This is a genomic window from Streptomyces sp. NPDC059010 (genome assembly GCF_042740355.1).
Classification (GTDB): Bacteria; Actinomycetota; Actinomycetes; order Streptomycetales; family Streptomycetaceae; genus Streptomyces.
This window is the reverse complement of the sequence record NZ_JBHYJA010000018.1, coordinates 36,537-53,866: the sequence shown is the minus strand read 5'-3', so window position 1 is coordinate 53,866 and position 17,330 is coordinate 36,537. Positions and strand designations below refer to the sequence as shown.

Here is a 17,330-nt window from a genome sequence, read left to right as displayed (position 1 = left end):
TTGGACCGGCGATACGACCTTTTGGTTGCCCCTCACGGCTGATACGACAGCTGCGGGACGTCGAAGCACGTGGTGTTCATGTCTCCCTGCGAGATCCAGCCCCGGCCGTCCTCCCAGCGGGCCACCGACAGACAGGTACGGCGGCTCTCGGGCGGCTCGGGCAGCCGCTCGAACCTGACCGGGATCAGCAGGCCGTCGGCGGTGTAGCCCTGACTGCGGTTCATGTGGTCGTCGACGCACGCGCGCGTGACGCCCTGTCCGGCGCACGCCTTCGCCGCGTCCGTGAACCACTTCGCCGCCGCCCAGCCCTCCAGCTGCCACTGGGAGTGCGTCGTGAGCCCCTTGGTGGCGTCCCGGAACTCGCGTACGGCGTCCTGGTCCGTGTCCTCGTAGTTGCGGGACGACCCGGTCGCCCACAGGGCGTTGCGGCAGCGCGGGGAGTCCTTGTAGTCCTCGGCGACGGTGGACGTCCAGTTCTGTACGTTCGTGACCTTGGCGGTGACCTCGGCGCCGACGTCGTCCATCGCCTCGCACAGCCGGGCGTTGCCGTGGGTGTCGATGGCGTCGAAGACGAGGTCGGCGCCCTGCTCCTTCAGATCGGCCGCCACCGCGCGGAAGTTGGGCAGTGCGAAGTCGACCTGCTCGGTGACCACCTTGTAGCCCTCGGCCTTCAGCCCCCGCTCGACCAGCCGGGCGTAGGCGGCGGAGGCGGGCTGGTTGTACGAGACGACGGCGGCCGTACGGGCGCCGTGCTCGCGCTTGAAGTACCGGTAGACCTCGGTGCCGCCGTACTGCTTGCCGTCCCACCCGGTGGTGCCGTCGCGGGGCGCGAGGCTGCCGTAGATGCCGTACAGGTGCGGGTAGGTGTCGTAGGCGGCCCCGATGGGCTGGCCGCCGATGTCGGGCACGCGTGCGTGGGAGACGCGTGCCGCGCCCGCGTAGTCCAGGGCGGTGGTGGCGACCAGGGCGACGACCCGCTCCTCGTCGGTCAGCTCGTGCACGCACTCGCTGTTGCCGACGCCGCTGCCGCCGTCGTCGCACTCGCGCACCTCGACCGGGCGGCCGTCGACGCCCCCGCGCGCGTTGAGGCGCTCGAAGAAGGCCTTGGCGCCGTCGCGCGGGCCGGTGAAGGCATTGCCGCCGACGGGGCTGGTGGCGCTGGTGATGATGCCGACGCGGATCGGGGTGCGGTCCGCCGGCGCCGAGGGAGCGCCCCGGTCGCGGTGCTCGAAGTCGCTCTCCGGCAGCCGGCTGCCGCACGCCGTACTCAGAGCCAGCACCACCACGGCGATCGCCGCCTCAGCACCCCGGGATCGGCGACCCATTGCCGCTCATCTGGACCAGCGCGCACAGGGTCTTGGCGGACACCTTCCAGGTGCCGTCCTGCTCGACCGCGGTCCCGGAGGCGTTCGGCAGGGCGGTCGCGCCCTTCAGGGTCAGGTCGTACGTCACGTTCGCCTCGGTCGGCGAGGTGAACTCGACCTTGGAGACCTTCGCCTGGACCTGCCCGCCGCGCTCGTCGCCGCTGAAGGCCTGCAGGACCGGCGCCATCCGCTCGCCGTTCTCCAGGACTGTCTGCTTGTCCTTCGTGGAGGTGGCCGGGTCGAAGAACTTCTGCCAGTTCTGCTCGATCTCCGTCTCGGCGGCCCCCGCGTCGGCGGGCGCCGAGGCGGCCGGAGAGGTCCGCTCGACGGTCGGGGTGGGCGGGGTCTCGTTGCCGCCGCCTCCCTCGTCGTCGCTGCAGGCCGCGAGGGCCGGGGCGAGGAAGAGGAGCAGGGTGGCCGCCAGTGCGGTCCCCCGTCCGGCCGCCCGTGGGCCACGCCCCCTGTGCGCGTTGCTCCGCCTGACGTCGCTCCCGAGAACCATCTGGCTCACCACCGGGTGTCGATCCGGGCCGTGTGCGCCCGGTGCTTTCAGGGTCAGCTTGCAGGAGGCATAGTGCAAGCCATTGGCTGACATGGACAGGCACATGCGCAGAAACCCCTTGTGCATGCACCGAAACCCGACGTGTGGGAGCCGGCGATGCGGACAGCCCGACTGCGGACCGTGCACCCCGTGCTGTGGGCCGGCTGGGCCGCGCTCGCGGCCGGGGCGGTGCTGTGCGTCATCGGCTGGTACGGCATCTCCGGCGAGCGGTTCGCCGAGCGGCAGCTGCCGTATCTCGCCTCCTGCACGGTGCCCGGCGCCGCGCTGATCATCGCCGCATCGGTGCTGCTGACCCATGGCCGGGGCGCGCTCGCCGCCGCGCGCGTGGAGGAGCTGTACGGCCTTTTGGTGGCCGCCGAGCCGGCCGACGCCGAGGAGTCCGGGCAGGGCGCGGCCGCGCCGCTCGCGATCAGCGGGGACCTGCGGATGGTGCCCGGCGGCACCCTCTGGCACCGCGCGGACTGCCCTCTGGTGGCGGGCAAGGTGGAGGCCGTCCCCGTCGATGCGAAGCTGGTGAGGAGCGGCGAACTGGGCCCGTGCCCGATCTGTGAGCCCGCCGAAGCGGACGACTGAGGCGGACGGCCGATGTCCTCCCTGACGTACGACCTCACCCTGGCCGGACTGTCGGTCGGCAGCGCCGCCGCGCTCACCGGGATCGGCCTGATCGTGACGTACCGCGCGACCGGGGTGCTGAACTTCGCGCACGGGGCGATCGCGATGGTGTGCGCGTATGTGCTGCGCCAGTGCGTGGTGGAGTGGGGCTGGCCGCTGTGGGCGGGCGCGACGGTGACGCTGCTGGTCCTGGCGCCCGGCATCGGCGTGGTGCTGGAACGGTTCGTCTTCCGGCCCCTGTCGGTCCTGGGCAGCGACCCGGCGCAGACCCTGGTGGCGTCCATCGGGGTGTTCGTGCTGCTGGTGGGCGGTGCGGCGCTGCTGTGGGGCCAGGGGGCGCGGGACGACGCGCCGGAACTGGTGTCGGCGGACCCATGGGGCCAGCTGGCGGTGGCTCTGCTGCTGGCGGCGGGGGTGGGCGCGGTGATCCGCTTCACCCGTTTCGGCCGGGAGCTGCGCGCGGTGGTGGACGACCGGCAACTGGCCGTCCTCGGCGGCATCGACGCGGACCGCGTCGCGGCGGCGGGCTGGGCGTTCGGCTCGTTCACGGCGGGCCTGACGGGCGTACTGCTGGCGCCGTACGTCCGCCTCGACCCGTACGGCATGCCGCTGCTGGTCATGGAGGTGGTCGCGGTGGCGGTGGCCGCGAGGATGCGCAGCCTTCCGCTCGCCGTCGTGACCGCGCTGGCCATCGGCGTGGCCCAGAGCCAGCTGACCCGCCTGCACCCCTCGGGCTGGGGCGCGCCCCTGCTCCAGGCGGTCGGCACCAACCTCTTCGTGGTGGCCCTGCTGATCGCGGCCCTGGCCCTCCCCGGCGTCGGCACCCGCGACGCCCTCCCCCGCACGGCCACCGCGCGCGTACCGACCCCGCCGGGCGCCTGGATCGTGGCGGCGGTGCTGTTCCTGCTCCCCCTCGGCTTCGCGGGCTCCGACCTGCATACGTCGGTACAGGTGCCGGCGCTGGCCGTGGTGCTGCTGTCCCTGGTGGTGGTCACCGGCCGCGGCGGCCAGATCTCCCTCGGCCAGGCGGCGTGCGCGGGCCTCGGCGCCCTCTTCACGGCCCTGCTGGCAGCGGGCCGCTTCCCCGGCCTGCCCCGCCTGCCGGAGCTGGCGGCGCTCGCCCTGGCGGTCGTCCTGGTGGCCCCGCTGGGCCTCCTCACGGGCTGGCCGGCGATCAGCCGCCGGGGCCTGGCCCTCGCCCTGGCCACCTTCGCGGTGGGCGTCGCGGTGAGCCGCTTCGTCTTCGCCCAGCCGTACGCGATCTCGGGCCTGTCGTTGGGCCGCCCGGCGGGCTTCGAGGGCGACCGCGCGTACTACGTACTGGAGCTGTGCGTCCTGGCAGCCGCGCTGCTGACGACCTGGCTGCTGCGCCGGGGCCGCACGGGCCGGGCCCTCGCGGCCATGCGCGACCACGAGTCCGGGGCGTCGGCGGCGGGCGTCCAGGTCCCCTCCCTCAAGCTCCTGGCCTTCGTCGCGGGCGCCGCCCTGGCGGCCCTGGGCGGCGGCCTGCTCGGCATGGGACTGCGCGCCTTCGACCCCGCCGCCTACGACCCCGTCCGCAGCCTCCTCTGGTTCGCCGCGGTGGTCGTCCTGGGCGCCGACAGCACCCTGGGCGCCCTGCTCGCCGCGGCCCTCCTGGTCGGCCTCGACGCGGGGGCCCGGGGCGGGGTGGCGGCGGCCCTGATCGGCGTGCTGGCGGTGCTGGTGGGCCGCTTCCCCGGAGGACCGTACGAGGCGCTGCGGGCGGCGACGGGAAGGCGGAAGGCAAGGCTGACCGGGCTGGGGACTCAGATCCGAAGAACCTTGCGCCCGGCGGAGCGAGCGGCGGCGCCCCAGCCGACACTGACAGGCCTGACAGCCTCGGGCTACCCGGCCACGACACACCGAGCGAAGCAGGCAGCCCCCTTCAGAACGCCCCGCCAACACCCCGACCGACCCACCACAGCCAGCACAGCCACCACAGCGGCCGACACCGCCAAAGCCAGCACAGCCGCCGACGCCTCTGGCACTGCCAAGGCCGCCGCAGCGGCCGATACCGCCAAAGCCAGCACAGCCACCGACGCCACCGAGACTGCCGAGGCCACCGCAGCCGCCGACACCGTCGAAGCCGCCGCCGACACCGCCGCAGCCAGCACAACCGCGGACACCTCCGACGCTGCCAAGGCAGCCGGAGACGCAGGCGCAGGCGCGGACGGCACAGCCCCGGCAGCCGCAGGCGAAGCCGCAGCCGCCACACCCGCCACACCCGCCACACCCGCCGACGGCGCTGAGCCCCCGCAAGGGCCACCCGCACCCGACAACGAAAGTCGCACGGGCGGTGCGGGTGGGAATCCGGACGAGGCCGAAGGCCGAGTACACCCCCACGCACCCCCACCCCCACCCAACACAGCCACCCTCACCACCCACAACCTCCAGGCCCGCTACGACACCTTCACCGCCCTCGAAGACATCACCCTCACCGTCCCACCAGGCCAGGTCACCGCGATCATCGGCCCCAACGGCGCCGGAAAGAGCACCCTGTTCCACTGCCTCGCCGGCACCCACCGCCCCACCCACGGCCAAGTCCTCCTCGGCCCCCGCGACATCACCCGTCTCCCCGCCCACGCCCGCACCCGCCTCGGCATCGCCCGCACCTTCCAGCAACTGGCCGTGTTCCCCTCACTGACCGTCGCCGAGAACGTCCGCGTCGGCGCCGAGCAAGGCCGAGTCCAAGACCCGTCGGCCGTGGAACGCGCCCTCAGACTCCTCGCCCTGGACGGCCCCGTCCGCTCCCTGCCCGCCGCGGGCCTGCCCACCGGCACGCTCCGCCGCGTGGAACTGGCCCGGGCCCTCGCCGGCAGCCCGCGCGTACTGCTGCTCGACGAACCCGCCGCCGGCCTCGACACCGCCGAGGTCACCGCGCTGACCCGGATCCTGAAGGCCCTCGCCGCCGACGGCACCGCCCTGCTCGTGGTCGAGCACGACCTCGACCTGGTCGCCGACCTCGCGGACACCGTGCATGTCATGGCGGCGGGCCGCATCGTCGCCTCCGGCCCACCGGACCGCGTACTGAACGCGGCAGCCGTCCAGGAGCCCCCGGCATGACGACGATCTCCCTGCGCCACGCGCGCGTGCGCTACGGCCCCCTGGAGGCCCTCCACGGCATCACGGTCGCCGCCCCCGGCCCCGGCCTCACCGTCCTGCTGGGCCGGAACGGCTCCGGCCGTACGACCGCCCTGCGCGCCCTGGCGGGAGTGGTGCCGCTGTCCGGTGGCTCGGTGGTGTGGGACGGCACCGACATCACCCGGGTGCCCGCCCATGAACGGGCACGGCGCGGACTGTGCCTGGTCCCCGAGCGCCAGGCCGTGTTCGGCTCCCTCACCGTCCGCGAGAACCTCGAACTCGCGGCCCGTACGTATGACATCGCCCTCGACGTCTACCCGGCGCTCGGGCCCCTCCTGGCACGCCGTGCCGGCACGCTCTCCGGCGGCGAGCAGCGCATGCTCGCCCTCTCCCGCGCCCTGCTGGCACGCGCACGCGTACTGCTCGTCGACGAGCCCGCACAGGGCATGTCGCCCACGGTCGCGGCCCGTACGTACGAACTGCTGAGCGAACTCGACGCCTGCGTGGTCGTCGCCGAGCAACGAGTGCCGCCCGGACTGCGCGGCCGGGCGGCACTCGTTCACGAACTGCGCCGTGGCGCGGTCGTGTTCAGCGGAGAGGCGGGTGAATGGGAGCGCCGTGCAGCGCACCGAACCGGGTCGAGCCCTTCCGGATGAGCGGCGACGTGTCCGAGATCAGCCGCTCCGTGATGCTGCGTCTGCTTGTGACCGTACGGCCCAGGAGCGTGCGGCCGAAGAGCCCGTACCGCCTGGAGCAGTGCGGCCACGCTCCCCATCCCTGCACGGCCACCACCTTCTTGGCGATCGTGATCTGCTGCTGACGGGTGGCGAGGTCGGCGCGCGCGGCGTACTTCCCGCCGCCGAAGCCCACCCAGGTCCGCTGCGAGAACTGCAGCCCCCCGTAGTGGCCGTTGCCGGTGTTGATGTGCCAATTGCCGCCGCTCTCGCACTGGGCGACGCATCCCCAGGGCCACTGATCGTTGGTACAGCCGAGCGACATCTGTTTGGGAGGCGGTCCGGGGGCCGGTTTAGGCGGTGCCACTTGGATCGCGCGTGGCGTGTACGGGGCGGGCGCCGCGTGTGCCGTTGCCGGGGCAACGGCAGTGAACAGGGTGCCGGCGATGACGAGCGCGAGCGGTGTGCATTTCATATGAGCACGCTAGGCGGCTTGTTGCGGTCAGCCGCCGAGGCACGTCCGAGGGGCGCGGGGCCCCACCCGGTCGGCGGACCGGGCGGGGCCCCGTACCCAGGCAGGGAGTGACGCTCAGAGTTCGAGGCGCTGCCCGGGCACGATCAGATGGGGATCACCGCCGATGACGGCCTTGTTGGCGGCGTAGATCCGCTGCCAGGTGGTCCCGTGCCGGGCGGCGATTCCGCTCAGCGTGTCGCCCGCACGGACGGTGTAGTCACCGCGGGACGCGCCGCGGGTCGTGTTGCCCGACGAACGCTCCGGCGTCTTCGACGGAGCCGACGGGGCCGCCTTCGTGGTCGACGGGGCCGCCTTGGTGGAGGAGGAGGCCGTCGAGCCGGCGGCGGAAGCCGCGGGTGCGCTCCCGTACGCTCCGGCCCGGGCCGAACAGGTGGGCCACGCGCCCCACCCCTGGGCGCGCTGGACCTTGGTGGCCACCGCGATCTGCTGGGCCTTGCCGGCCCGGTCCGCCGTCGACGCGTAGGCCGTTCCGCCGTACGCGCGCCAGGTGGAGGAGGCGAACTGGAGCCCGCCGTAGTAGCCGTTGCCGGTGTTGATGTGCCAGTTGCCGCCGCTCTCGCACTGGGCGATGCGGTCCCACACTCCGCTGTCCGCCGCTGCGGCGTTGCCGGTTGCGGCCAGCAGTCCGAGCGGGGCGAGCAGTGCCGCCCCGGCGAGGACCGCCGTCGTACGAGTCCGGCTCCGGTTCGGAGCCTGCTGCGTCTTACGAGCGTTGCCGTGAGTGGTATCGGCACATTCGGACATGTAGTTCCCTCTCGAAGGACTCGGGGTCCCCCAAGGCGGAACGCGGCTCCGCACGCCATGTGGCGTGTGAGTCGCGCCCGCCCCGTCCGCCGGAAGGTCGTGCTGCATGCTGGCTGGTGCGGTCGGCGGACGTTCCCGAGCGGTGCTCGTTGCACACGGCCGAGGAATGTAGGGATGCCGAGCGGGTGGTATCAACCAACTCCTTGTCATTCCAGGCCAGTTCGCCGTTACCTCCGGTATCGGCGATTTCCGGCCACCCACTTCATTCGCTGATTTCCGGATTTATCGACCAGTCACCCCGGCGATCTGTGACGCACCCCACCCAACCAACTTCCTTGGGGTTCCAAGGAGTTGACGGTAAGTAGGCGATTCCGCACCCGAGGTGACCGTATGCGTTGGATGGTTCGATTCCGTTCGTCGTGGTGCGTGACTCCCGCCACAGATCGTCCGTTGTCTCCTTCATGAGCCCGGGACCGACCCGGTTCACGGACCGGGACCACCCGGCCCCGCCACGCATCACATCCCGAGGGAGCCACCCGTGCCGCGCATGCTCGATGTCAGCGACGAGGTACGTGCCGAGATCGGCGACGAGGAAGCCGACCGGCTGCTCGCCGGAGAGAACGCACCCGGCAGTTACGACTGCACGTCCTGCCGCACCCCTGGCGACTCCGAACAGGAGCGCACCAGCACCGTCCTGTTCATCGGCGACGAGACCGCCGTCCTCGCCTTCGCCCACGCCACCTGCCTGCCCTCGCAGGTCGTCCAGGTCACCGAGGCACAGCTCCAGGGTGCCGTGAAGTCCATCACCGGCGACCGGGTCGACCTGGAGCCGGAAACGATCGTGCCCGAGCAGGCGGTGCTCGGAGTGACCAGCGGACTGGTGCTGATCGCCGGGGAGTTGCATCCGGCGCTGGTCGTCGAGCCGACCGGCCCCATCGTGCGGCCCGGGGCGATCGCGGCCGGGGACGACTTCCTGCCGCTGCTCATCGAACAGGGATTCATGCCGGCGACGGAACTCTCCGACGTGCCGCCGGTGCTGCACGGCTGGTCCGTGCTGCTGGCCATGGGTCAGCTGCACGCGGTACTGCAGCCCGGCACGAATGGCGGGCAGCCGGTCGCGTGGTGGCAGGCGCATCAGCCGCTGCTGGTGACGGACGGATGGCGGGCCGCCGCGAACAAGCACCAGCAGGTGCTGATGTTCGCCGCGCCGGTGGGTTCCATCGGACGTCAGCCCAGGGAGGACCTGCTGCGGGACGCCCTGGACAAGGCCGCGGCGAACGGAAAGCTGGTCGCGGCGGCGCTGCCTCTTGCGGGGACGTGAGAACGCCTGTTCAACGGAGACTGCGTGTCATTCGGCGGCTGCGGGCCGTTTGTGGCCCGTCGCGCCCACGCGGCGGAGCCGCATATCGCTGCGGCCCCGCGCCCCTTTGGGGCCTCGCCCAGCCGCATCCCTTCCAGCGCCGGGTCGTTTGGACATACGTGCATCCATACGACGTTCCCCGCCTTCAGGGCGGCTCATCGGCCACGCCGATCTACGACGCGCTCTACGCCGAGTACGTCAAGTCCTTCCGCTCGCTGCCGGGTGACCGCAGCGGGGAGGAGGATCTGGGGTTCACCGCGTTCGGGAACATTCCGCGGAGTACGGGCTCGTACGGCGGCCACCGTCCGGGGTCGTTCAGCAGTTCGTACTCCGCCTACAGCGCGGGGGCCCACAGCGCCCGCCACGGCAGCACGCAGCAGCCGCAGTGGCAGCGCGTCGGGCACATCGGCCCGCAGGGCTCGGGGATGCAGCACGTCCCGGCCGCGCTGCCGCCGGCCCGCAGAGGCTGAGCACATGCGTGAGGGGCGGCCCGGTGCGGGCCGCCCCTCACGCATGTCGGTCACTTCTTCTTGCCGCGCTTCTCGCGCACCCGCACCGAGATATGGATCGGCGTCCCCTCGAAGCCGAACTCCTCGCGCAGCCGGCGCTCGATGAAGCGCCGGTAGCCCGCCTCGATGAAGCCGGACGCGAAGAGCACGAACCGCGGGGGCTTGGTGCCCGCCTGGGTGCCGAAGAGGATGCGGGGCTGCTTGCCGCCGCGGATCGGGTGCGGGTGGGCCGCGACCAGTTCACCGAGGAAGGCGTTGAGACGACCGGTCGGGACCCGGGTCTCCCAGCCGGCGAGGGCGGCCTCGATCGCGGGGACCAGCTTCTCCATGTGACGGCCGGTGCGTGCGGAGACGTTCACCCGCGGCGCCCACGCCACCTGCCCGAACTCGGTCTCGATCTCCCGCTCCAGGTAGTAGCGGCGCTCCTCGTCGAGGGTGTCCCACTTGTTGTAGGCGATGACCATGGCGCGGCCCGCGTCGACGGCCATCGTCACGATGCGCTGGTCCTGGACCGAGATGGACTCGGAGGCGTCGATCAGGATGACCGCGACCTCGGCCTTCTCGACGGCGGCCGCGGTGCGCAGCGAGGCGTAGTAGTCGGCGCCCTGCTGGAGGTGGACGCGCTTGCGGATGCCCGCCGTGTCGACGAACTTCCAGGTGACGCCGCCCAGCTCGATGAGCTCGTCGACCGGGTCACGGGTGGTGCCGGCCAGCTCGTTGACGACGACGCGCTCCTCGTTCGCCACCTTGTTCAGCAGGGAGGACTTGCCGACGTTCGGGCGGCCGATCAGGGCGATACGGCGCGGGCCGCCGATGCCGCCCCCGCCGAACGCCTCGCGCGGCGCCTCCGGCAGCGCCTCCAGGACGGCGTCCAGCATGTCGCCGGTGCCACGGCCGTGCAGGGCGGAGACGGGGTGGGGCTCGCCGAGACCCAGCGACCACAGATAGGACGCGTCGGCCTCGCCGCTCTGCCCGTCCACCTTGTTGGCGGCCAGCACCACGGGCTTGCCGGCCTTGCGCAGCAGTCGTACGACGGCCTCGTCGGTGTCGGTGGCGCCCACCTTGGCGTCGACGACGAACACGACGGCGTCGGCGGCCTCGATGGCGAACTCGGCCTGCGCGGCCACGGAGGCGTCGATGCCGAAGACGTCCTGCTCCCAGCCGCCGGTGTCGACGACCTTGAAGCGGCGGCCGGCCCACTCGGCCTCGTAGGTCACGCGGTCGCGGGTGACGCCGGGCTTGTCCTCGACGACGGCCTCGCGGCGCCCGATGATGCGGTTGACGAGAGTCGACTTGCCGACATTGGGCCGTCCGACGACGGCGAGGACGGGCAGCGGACCGTGGCCGGCCGCCTCGATGGCACCCTCGACGTCCTCAAGGTCGAAGCCCTCTTCCGCGGCGAGCTCCATGAACTCCGCGTACTCGGCGTCGCCAAGCTCTCCGTGGTCGTGCTCTTCGAGCGAGCCCTCGGAGTGGATGTGGTCGTTCATGAAGTCCGTACCTCGTCGTTCATCGTGGTGATCGGTGGAACGCCCGGGTGTCTCCCGGTTGATCCACTACTCAGTGTCGCCTAGCGACCGGTCAGTCGCCTGGCGTTTTCCAGGTGCTCGGTGAGCTGCTTCTGGATGCGCTCGGTCGCCTCGTCCAGCGCCCTGCGGGTGCGCCGTCCGCTGCCGTCGCCGGCATCGAAGGGGTCGCCGTAGACGACGTCGACGCGGTGGCGCAGCGGAGGCAGCCCCTTTATCAACCGTCCCCGCTTCTCGGAACTTCCCAGTACCGCGACCGGGACGATCGGTGCCCCGCTGCGCACCGCGAAGTAGGCGAGCCCGGCGCGCAGTGCGGCGAAGTCGCCCTCGCCCCGGGTGCCCTCGGGGAAGATCCCGAGGACCCCGCCGTCCTTGAGGACGTCGAGCGCCTGCGTGATCGCGGTGCGGTCGGCGGAGTGACGGTCCACCTTCAGCTGACCGATGCCGGTCAGGAAGGGGTCGAGCGGGCCGATGAACGCTTCCTTCTTGATCAGGAAGTGCACGGGGCGGGGCGAGACGCCCATCACCATCGGTCCGTCGATGTTGTGGCTGTGATTGACCGCGAAGATCACCGGCCCGCTCGCGGGCACCTTCCAGGCACCCAGGACGCGCGGCCGCCACAGCCCGAACATCAGGCCGACGCCGATGCGCCGCCCGACCTCGGCACCCCGCTCCGACGGAACAGTCACTTCGCGGCTCGCTTCTCCTCGACGAGGGTGACGACGCACTCGATGACCTGCTGCAGCGTGAGCTCGGTGGTGTCCACCTCGACCGCGTCGTCCGCCTTGGCGAGCGGCGAGGTCTTGCGGCTGGAGTCGGCAGCGTCCCGCTTCATCAGCGCCTCGCGGGTGGTGTGCACGTCGGCACCCTTCAGCTCACCGCTGCGCCGGGCGGCACGGGCCTCCGGCGAGGCGGTGAGGAAGATCTTCAGGTCGGCGTCGGGCAGCACGGTCGTACCGATGTCACGGCCCTCGACGACGATGCCCACCTCCGCGGAGGTGGCCAGCGAGCGCTGCAGTTCGGTGATCCGCGCGCGGACCTCCGGTACGGCGCTCACCGCGCTGACCTTGGAGGTGACCTCCTGGGTGCGGATCGGACCGGACACGTCGGTGCCGTCGACGGTGATCGTCGGGGCCGCCGGGTCGGTGCCGGAGACGATCTCGGCCTTGCCGGCCACGTCGGCGATCGCGGACGGGTCGGCGATGTCGATCCCGTTGTTCACCATCCACCAGGTGATCGCCCGGTACTGGGCTCCGGTGTCGAGGTAGCTCAGCCCGAGCTGCGAGGCGACGGCCTTCGACGTGCTCGACTTGCCCGTGCCGGAGGGGCCGTCGATGGCGACAATCACGGGCTTGGCGGCACCGTTTTCCACGGGGGGACACCTTCCTGGTGCGGTGTGTCGGGAGTGTGGGGACGCGAAGGCGCCCCGCACAAGGTTACTGGGTACGAGTCACTCGTCCGGCCGCGCGCTGCTCGGCGCCCTACTGCCGGATGGCCCAGCCCCGCTCCCGCAGCCCGGCCGACAGCACCGGCGCGGCCTTCGGCTCCACCATCAGCTGCACCAGACCGGCCTGCTGCCCCGTCGCATGCTCGATGCGCACGTCCTCGATATTGACCCCGGCGCGCTCCGCGTCCGCGAAGATCCGCGCCAGCTGTCCCGGCTGGTCGTCGATGAGCACGGCCACGACCTCGTACGCCCGAGGAGCCGCACCGTGCTTGCCGGGTACCCGGACCTGTCCCGCGTTCCCCCGGCGCAGCACGTCCTCGATCCCGGACGTCCCCTCCAGCCGCTTCGCCTCGTCGGAGGACTGCAGCGCCCGCAGCGCCCGCACCGTCTCCTCAAGGTCCCCGGCGACGTCCGTGAGCAGGTCGGCCACGGGTCCCGGGTTCGCGGCGAGGATGTCCAGCCACATCCCGGGGTCGGAGGCGGCGATCCGGGTCACGTCCCGGATGCCCTGGCCGCACAGCCGTACGGCCGCCTCCTCGGCGTTCTCCAGACGGGCGGCGACCATGCTGGACACCAGGTGGGGCATGTGGGACACCAGCGCGACCGCGCGGTCGTGGGCGTCGGCGTCCATCACGACCGGCACGGCGCGGCAGTGCGAGACCAGTTCCAGGGCGAGGTTCAGCACCTCGGTGTCGGTGTCGCGGGTCGGTGTCAGCACCCAGGGCCGGCCCTCGAAGAGGTCGCCGTTCGCGGCCAGCGGACCGGACTTCTCCCGGCCCGACATGGGGTGGGTGCCGATGTACGACGACAGGTCGAGCCCGAGCGCCTCCAGCTCACGGCGTGGCCCGCCCTTGACGCTGGCCACGTCGATGTAGCCGCGGGCCACACCCCGGCGCATGGCGTCGGCGAGCACCGCGGCCACGTGCGCGGGCGGGGCGGCGACGATCGCGAGGTCCACGGGGCCCTCGGGCGCCTCATCGGTACCGGCGCCGAGCGCTGCGGCCGTACGGGCCTGCTCGGGGTCGTGGTCGGCGAGGTGGACGGCGACGCCGCGCTGGGCCAGGGCGAGTGCGGCGGACGTACCGATGAGGCCGGTGCCGATGACGAGTGCGGTTCTCACTGGGCGATGTCCTTGCGCAGGGCGGCCGCGGCACCGAGGTAGACATGGGCGATGTCGGCGCGGGGCCGGTCGGACTCGATGTGCGCGAGGACCCGCACGACCCGCGGCATGGCGCCCTCGATGTCGAGTTCCTGGGCGCAGATCAGCGGCACGTCGGCGAAGCCGTCGCCGAGCTTGCGGGCGGCGGCCGCCGGGAAGTCGCTGTGCAGATCGGGCGTGGCCGTGAACCAGATGCTGATCAGGTCGTCCGAGCTCAGGCCGTTGCGCTCCAGGATCGCGGTGAGCAGGGCTCCTACCTGCTCGTCCATGTGGCCGGCCTCGTCCCGCTCCAGTTGGACGGCCCCCCGGACCGCTCGTACCGCCACGGCTGTGCTCCTTGCTGCTGTACGGATCGGCTCTACGGCCGTCCAGCCTAGTCAGCCCGCGTACGGCGGACGCAGGTCGCCCGCCCGCTGAGACACCCCGGCCCGCGCCGGGTCGGCTTTGAGTCAATGTCACCCGTCCATCCCGATTTCGCTACCGGACCGCGAACACCTCCGTACGCCTCTGGACGCGGGGCCACGGCTCCGCTCTCATGGGCAGCAAGCTCGCCTCGGGGGAGGCCTCATGAAGCGTCCCGGACCCTTGCTCACCCTTCTCGCGGGACTGTTGGTCGGCGTGTTCATGCTGTCGCTCAACGCGACGACGGGGACGAAGAACGCGTCCTCCTCGTCCGCGGACGGCACGCCGGACACCACGAAACAGTCGCCCGCGGCGACCCCGTCACCGACACCCACGCGGACGGCCCCGTCGCCGTCACCGTCGAAGACGCCCGTCCCGGACGCCGGGTACGCCGGCCGTACCGACGACGACTCCTCCGCCGTGGCCGTCACCCTGCGCGACGGCAAGGCGATCGCGTACTTCTGCGACGGCCGCGACAAGGAGTCCTGGCTCAAGGGCGACGTGAACGACGACGGGACCATGCGGCTCACCGGCAAGGACGGTTCCGTCCTGAACGGCGCCCTCAAGGAGGGCAGGCGGATCCGCGGCACGGTCGACATCGACGGCGGGCACTACGCCTTCACGGCCGACCGGACGAAGAAGCCGTCGGGCCTGTACCGGGCCACCGCCACGGTGCGCGGCGCCAAGGTCGACGGCGGCTGGATCGTGCTGCGGGACGGCCGCCAGGTCGGCGTCCTCACCCGCGACGACGAGCCCTCGGCGGCCCCGGAGATCGACCCGGAGACCGGCGTCGTGACGGTCGACGGCCAGGAACTCACGGCCCGCCCGGCCGCCCCCTGACATCTCTTCTCCATCCCATCGATCCCATCGATCCCACCCTTCACGGGAGTCGATCATGACCGTCGACCCGAACGCCGTCACCCAGGACTTCCCGTCCTCGCAGCCCGGCCACCGCCGCCCGGGCGCGGCCCGCTATCTGGTCCCGGCGCTGGTCGCCTGCGCGGTCGCGGTGGGCCTCGGGGTGTACGGCAAGGTCCATGACCCGACGGGCACCGCCTTCAACCTCGCCGGGTTCAGCAGCACCGGCGCGGTCAAGTCCTGGCTGGCCACGGCGGCGGTCTTCTTCGCGCTGGTCCAGGTGGTGTCCGCGCTCATGCTGTACGGCAAGGTGCGGGGGCCCGCCTGGTCGGCCGCGCTGCATCGCTGGTCGGGCCGCGTCGCGTTCCTGCTCGCCGTCCCCGTGGCCGTGCATTGCCTGTACGCCATGGGCTACCAGACGTACGAAATACGCGTTTTCCTTCACTCCGTCCTGGGTTGCTTCTTCTTCGGTGCTTTCAGTGCAAAGATGCTGTTGCTCCGCTCGGAGCGACTTCCGAGCTGGCTGCTGCCCCTCGTGGGCGGGCTGGTCTTCACCGTTCTCACGGTCATCTGGCTGACCTCCGCCCTCTGGTTCTTCCGCACTTTCGGAGTGACGACATGAGCAACCGTCCGACGCGGCGCACGATCCTCGTCGCCACAGGCGCGACCGGCGCGGTGGCGCTCGTCGCGGCCTGCGGTGATTCCGGCGGCGACGGCGACTCGACCGCGGCCACCGCGACCGGCCAGGGCGCGAAGCTGGCCGCCACGGCCGACATCCCGGAGGGCGGCGGCACGATCTTCAAGGACCAGGAGGTGGTGGTGACCCAGCCGAAGGCCGGCGAGTTCAAGGCCTTCTCCGCCATCTGCACGCATCGGCAGTGCACGCTCACCAGCGTCTCGGACGGCACGATCAACTGCCCCTGTCACGGCAGCAAGTTCAACATCACGGACGGCTCGGTGGCCCACCCACCGGCGACCCAGCCGCTGCCCGAGAAGAAGATCACCGTGCAGGGAAATTCGATCCTCCTCGCGTGATCCGCCGCGTACGCTCCGGGCCATGCATCCCGAGACCCTGGTACGCGACCACACGATCTACGCCTGTGTGATGGGCTCGCGCGCCTTCGGTCTGGCGACGGACGGCAGCGACACCGACCGCCGGGGCGTGTTCCTCGCCCCCACTCCCCTGTTCTGGCGCTTCGACAAGCCGCCGACGCATGTCGAAGGCCCTCGGGAGGAGCAGTTCAGCTGGGAACTGGAGCGCTTCTGCGAGCTGGCCCTGCGGGCCAACCCGAACATCCTGGAGTGCCTGCACTCCCCGCTCGTGGAGCAGGTCGACGACACCGGCCGTGAGCTCCTCGCGCTGCGCGAGGCGTTCCTGTCCCGCCGGGCCCATGAGACGTTCACGCGCTACGCGCTGGGCCAGCGCAAGAAGCTGGAGGCCGACGTCCGGGTGCACGGCGCCCCGCGCTGGAAGCACGCGATGCATCTGCTGCGCCTCCTGGCCAGCGCCCGCGACCTGCTGCGCACCGGCCGTCTGACGATCGACGTGGGTGACGCGCGCGAGCCGTTGCTCGCGGTCAAGCGCGGCGAGGTCTCCTGGCCGGAGGTCGAGTCCCGGATGACCCGCCTGGCGAACGAGGCGGAGGAAGCCACCCGGCACAGCCCTCTCCCGCCGGAACCGGACCGCCACCGCGTGGAGGACTTCCTGATCCGCGTCCGCCGCGCCTCAGCCCTCCAGCCGGATCCGTACGACGAAGGCGTGCAGCGCGTCGTGGACGCCCGGGGCGTCGGGCAGCGCTGAGGCCGCCTGGGCCTCGTCCAGCACGGCGTGCAGCCGCTCGACGTCGGCCGCCACGCGCGCGTGGTCGACGTCGGCGGCTCCGTGCTCCTGCTCCGCCTTGGCGGTGATCAGCTCCGGCACATAGGCGGGGGCGTCGACCTCCCCGATCAGCGTGGGCAGATGCGGCTGCACCTCACCACAACGCATCAGGTGGATGCCGGTGAGCAGCACCCGGAAGGTGTACAGCAGCGGCTTGAGCTCCCCGGTCTTCTCGAACAGCCGCCACTGCGTGGTGGCGAACCCCCGGTAGTGATGGGCGTGGAGGCTCGTGAGCACGCCGGGCGCGAGGTCGGCCAGCTCCCGGTGGGCGTCGGTGGTGTGCACGACGAGCGGTGAGAGCAGCTGCTCCAGGACATAGCCGTTGCGGCGCAGCATCAGCCGTACGAACTTGCGCAGGTCATGCGTGACCAGGTCCATCTCGACGCCGTCCCGCACCCACATCCGCGACCGCGTCTCGTCCGGCTCCCGCAGACCGACGAGGTCGGCGGTCGGCAGCAGATGGACTCCGCGCAGGTCGACGTCCGAGTCACGGGACGGGAAGCCGTACAGGTGCGCGCCGGAGACGGTCGCGAACAGCACCGGGTCGGGCTGCTCGGCGACGACGGGCGCGAGGTCGATGTCCAGGGCCTCGATCAT

Annotated in this window: 18 protein-coding genes and 1 pseudogene; 9 read left to right on the top strand and 10 right to left on the bottom strand. The window is 71.9% G+C overall.

Annotated features, from left to right (window positions below; all coding sequences use genetic code 11):
- Positions 1-32: 32 nt before the first annotated feature.
- Positions 33-1,325, bottom strand: a complete 1,293-nt coding sequence (locus ACFWYS_RS20950; protein ID WP_384770835.1) for an ABC transporter substrate-binding protein — start codon at positions 1,323-1,325, stop codon at positions 33-35.
- Positions 1,300-1,866 (bottom strand): hypothetical protein, encoded by a 567-nt coding sequence (locus tag ACFWYS_RS20945; protein ID WP_384770833.1) that lies wholly within the window; start codon positions 1,864-1,866, stop codon positions 1,300-1,302. Before ACFWYS_RS20945 ends, ACFWYS_RS20950 begins: the two co-directional genes overlap by 26 nt.
- Before the next feature lie 156 nt (positions 1,867-2,022).
- Between ACFWYS_RS20945 and ACFWYS_RS20940 the strand changes: the two genes are divergently transcribed.
- Genes ACFWYS_RS20940 through ACFWYS_RS20930 form a run of 3 tightly spaced genes read left to right on the top strand, consistent with a single transcriptional unit; the run spans position 2,023 to position 6,296 of the window.
- On the top strand, positions 2,023-2,499 hold the full coding sequence (locus ACFWYS_RS20940) for a hypothetical protein (RefSeq protein WP_384770830.1): 477 nt from the start codon (positions 2,023-2,025) through the stop codon (positions 2,497-2,499).
- Positions 2,500-2,511: 12 nt separating this feature from the next.
- The gene (locus tag ACFWYS_RS20935) at positions 2,512-5,622 is read left to right on the top strand and encodes an ATP-binding cassette domain-containing protein (RefSeq protein WP_384770828.1); all 3,111 of its coding nucleotides are present in this window, start codon (positions 2,512-2,514) and stop codon (positions 5,620-5,622) included.
- The gene (locus ACFWYS_RS20930) at positions 5,619-6,296 is read left to right on the top strand and encodes an ATP-binding cassette domain-containing protein (RefSeq protein ID WP_384770825.1); all 678 of its coding nucleotides are present in this window, start codon (positions 5,619-5,621) and stop codon (positions 6,294-6,296) included. Before ACFWYS_RS20935 ends, ACFWYS_RS20930 begins: the two co-directional genes overlap by 4 nt.
- A 70-nt stretch (positions 6,297-6,366) precedes the next feature.
- Here ACFWYS_RS20930 and ACFWYS_RS20925 read toward each other — a convergent pair.
- Both ACFWYS_RS20925 and ACFWYS_RS20920 read right to left on the bottom strand, forming a co-directional pair.
- A pseudogene (locus ACFWYS_RS20925) lies at positions 6,367-6,789 on the bottom strand (transglycosylase family protein); the annotation flags it as partial.
- 114 nt (positions 6,790-6,903) lie between these two features.
- Positions 6,904-7,593: a transglycosylase family protein gene (locus ACFWYS_RS20920; RefSeq protein ID WP_384770822.1), complete on the bottom strand. Its 690-nt coding sequence runs from the start codon at positions 7,591-7,593 to the stop codon at positions 6,904-6,906.
- A 538-nt stretch (positions 7,594-8,131) separates the two neighbouring features.
- On the opposite strand from ACFWYS_RS20920, the gene ACFWYS_RS20915 reads away from it, so the two are divergent.
- The gene (locus ACFWYS_RS20915; protein ID WP_384770821.1) at positions 8,132-8,914 is read left to right on the top strand and encodes a hypothetical protein; all 783 of its coding nucleotides are present in this window, start codon (positions 8,132-8,134) and stop codon (positions 8,912-8,914) included.
- A gap of 158 nt (positions 8,915-9,072) precedes the next feature.
- Entirely contained in the window at positions 9,073-9,423 is a 351-nt protein-coding gene (locus ACFWYS_RS20910; RefSeq protein WP_384770819.1) for a hypothetical protein, read from the top strand.
- 50 nt (positions 9,424-9,473) lie between these two features.
- Here the strand turns inward: ACFWYS_RS20910 and der are convergent, their stop codons facing one another.
- The 5 genes from der to aroH form a co-directional block, all read right to left on the bottom strand.
- Positions 9,474-10,952, bottom strand: coding sequence for a ribosome biogenesis GTPase Der (der, locus tag ACFWYS_RS20905; RefSeq protein WP_384770816.1), 1,479 nt, complete (start codon positions 10,950-10,952; stop codon positions 9,474-9,476).
- 80 nt (positions 10,953-11,032) lie between these two features.
- Positions 11,033-11,620: a lysophospholipid acyltransferase family protein gene (locus tag ACFWYS_RS20900; RefSeq protein WP_384771210.1), complete on the bottom strand. Its 588-nt coding sequence runs from the start codon at positions 11,618-11,620 to the stop codon at positions 11,033-11,035.
- A 53-nt stretch (positions 11,621-11,673) separates the two neighbouring features.
- Positions 11,674-12,360 (bottom strand): (d)CMP kinase, encoded by a 687-nt coding sequence (cmk, locus tag ACFWYS_RS20895; protein ID WP_384770813.1) that lies wholly within the window; start codon positions 12,358-12,360, stop codon positions 11,674-11,676.
- A gap of 109 nt (positions 12,361-12,469) precedes the next feature.
- Positions 12,470-13,555: a prephenate dehydrogenase gene (locus tag ACFWYS_RS20890; protein WP_384770811.1), complete on the bottom strand. Its 1,086-nt coding sequence runs from the start codon at positions 13,553-13,555 to the stop codon at positions 12,470-12,472.
- Entirely contained in the window at positions 13,552-13,920 is a 369-nt protein-coding gene (gene aroH / locus ACFWYS_RS20885) for a chorismate mutase (RefSeq protein WP_272116468.1), read from the bottom strand. Before aroH ends, ACFWYS_RS20890 begins: the two co-directional genes overlap by 4 nt.
- A 241-nt stretch (positions 13,921-14,161) precedes the next feature.
- On the opposite strand from aroH, the gene ACFWYS_RS20880 reads away from it, so the two are divergent.
- Genes ACFWYS_RS20880 through ACFWYS_RS20865 form a run of 4 tightly spaced genes read left to right on the top strand, consistent with a single transcriptional unit; the run spans position 14,162 to position 16,655 of the window.
- A complete protein-coding gene (locus ACFWYS_RS20880) occupies positions 14,162-14,836 on the top strand; it encodes a hypothetical protein (protein WP_384770807.1) in 675 nt (224 codons plus the stop codon).
- 55 nt (positions 14,837-14,891) lie between these two features.
- Positions 14,892-15,476: a DUF6529 family protein gene (locus tag ACFWYS_RS20875; RefSeq protein WP_384770805.1), complete on the top strand. Its 585-nt coding sequence runs from the start codon at positions 14,892-14,894 to the stop codon at positions 15,474-15,476.
- Positions 15,473-15,889, top strand: coding sequence for a Rieske (2Fe-2S) protein (locus ACFWYS_RS20870; RefSeq protein WP_384770802.1), 417 nt, complete (start codon positions 15,473-15,475; stop codon positions 15,887-15,889). Before ACFWYS_RS20875 ends, ACFWYS_RS20870 begins: the two co-directional genes overlap by 4 nt.
- 22 nt (positions 15,890-15,911) lie before the next feature.
- Positions 15,912-16,655 (top strand): DNA polymerase beta superfamily protein, encoded by a 744-nt coding sequence (locus ACFWYS_RS20865; protein WP_384770799.1) that lies wholly within the window; start codon positions 15,912-15,914, stop codon positions 16,653-16,655.
- Here ACFWYS_RS20865 and ACFWYS_RS20860 read toward each other — a convergent pair.
- Positions 16,581-17,330 carry a DNA polymerase beta superfamily protein gene (locus tag ACFWYS_RS20860; RefSeq protein WP_384770796.1) on the bottom strand — a complete coding sequence of 250 codons (750 nt, stop codon included), beginning with the start codon at positions 17,328-17,330 and terminating at the stop codon, positions 16,581-16,583. The genes ACFWYS_RS20865 and ACFWYS_RS20860 overlap by 75 nt on opposite strands.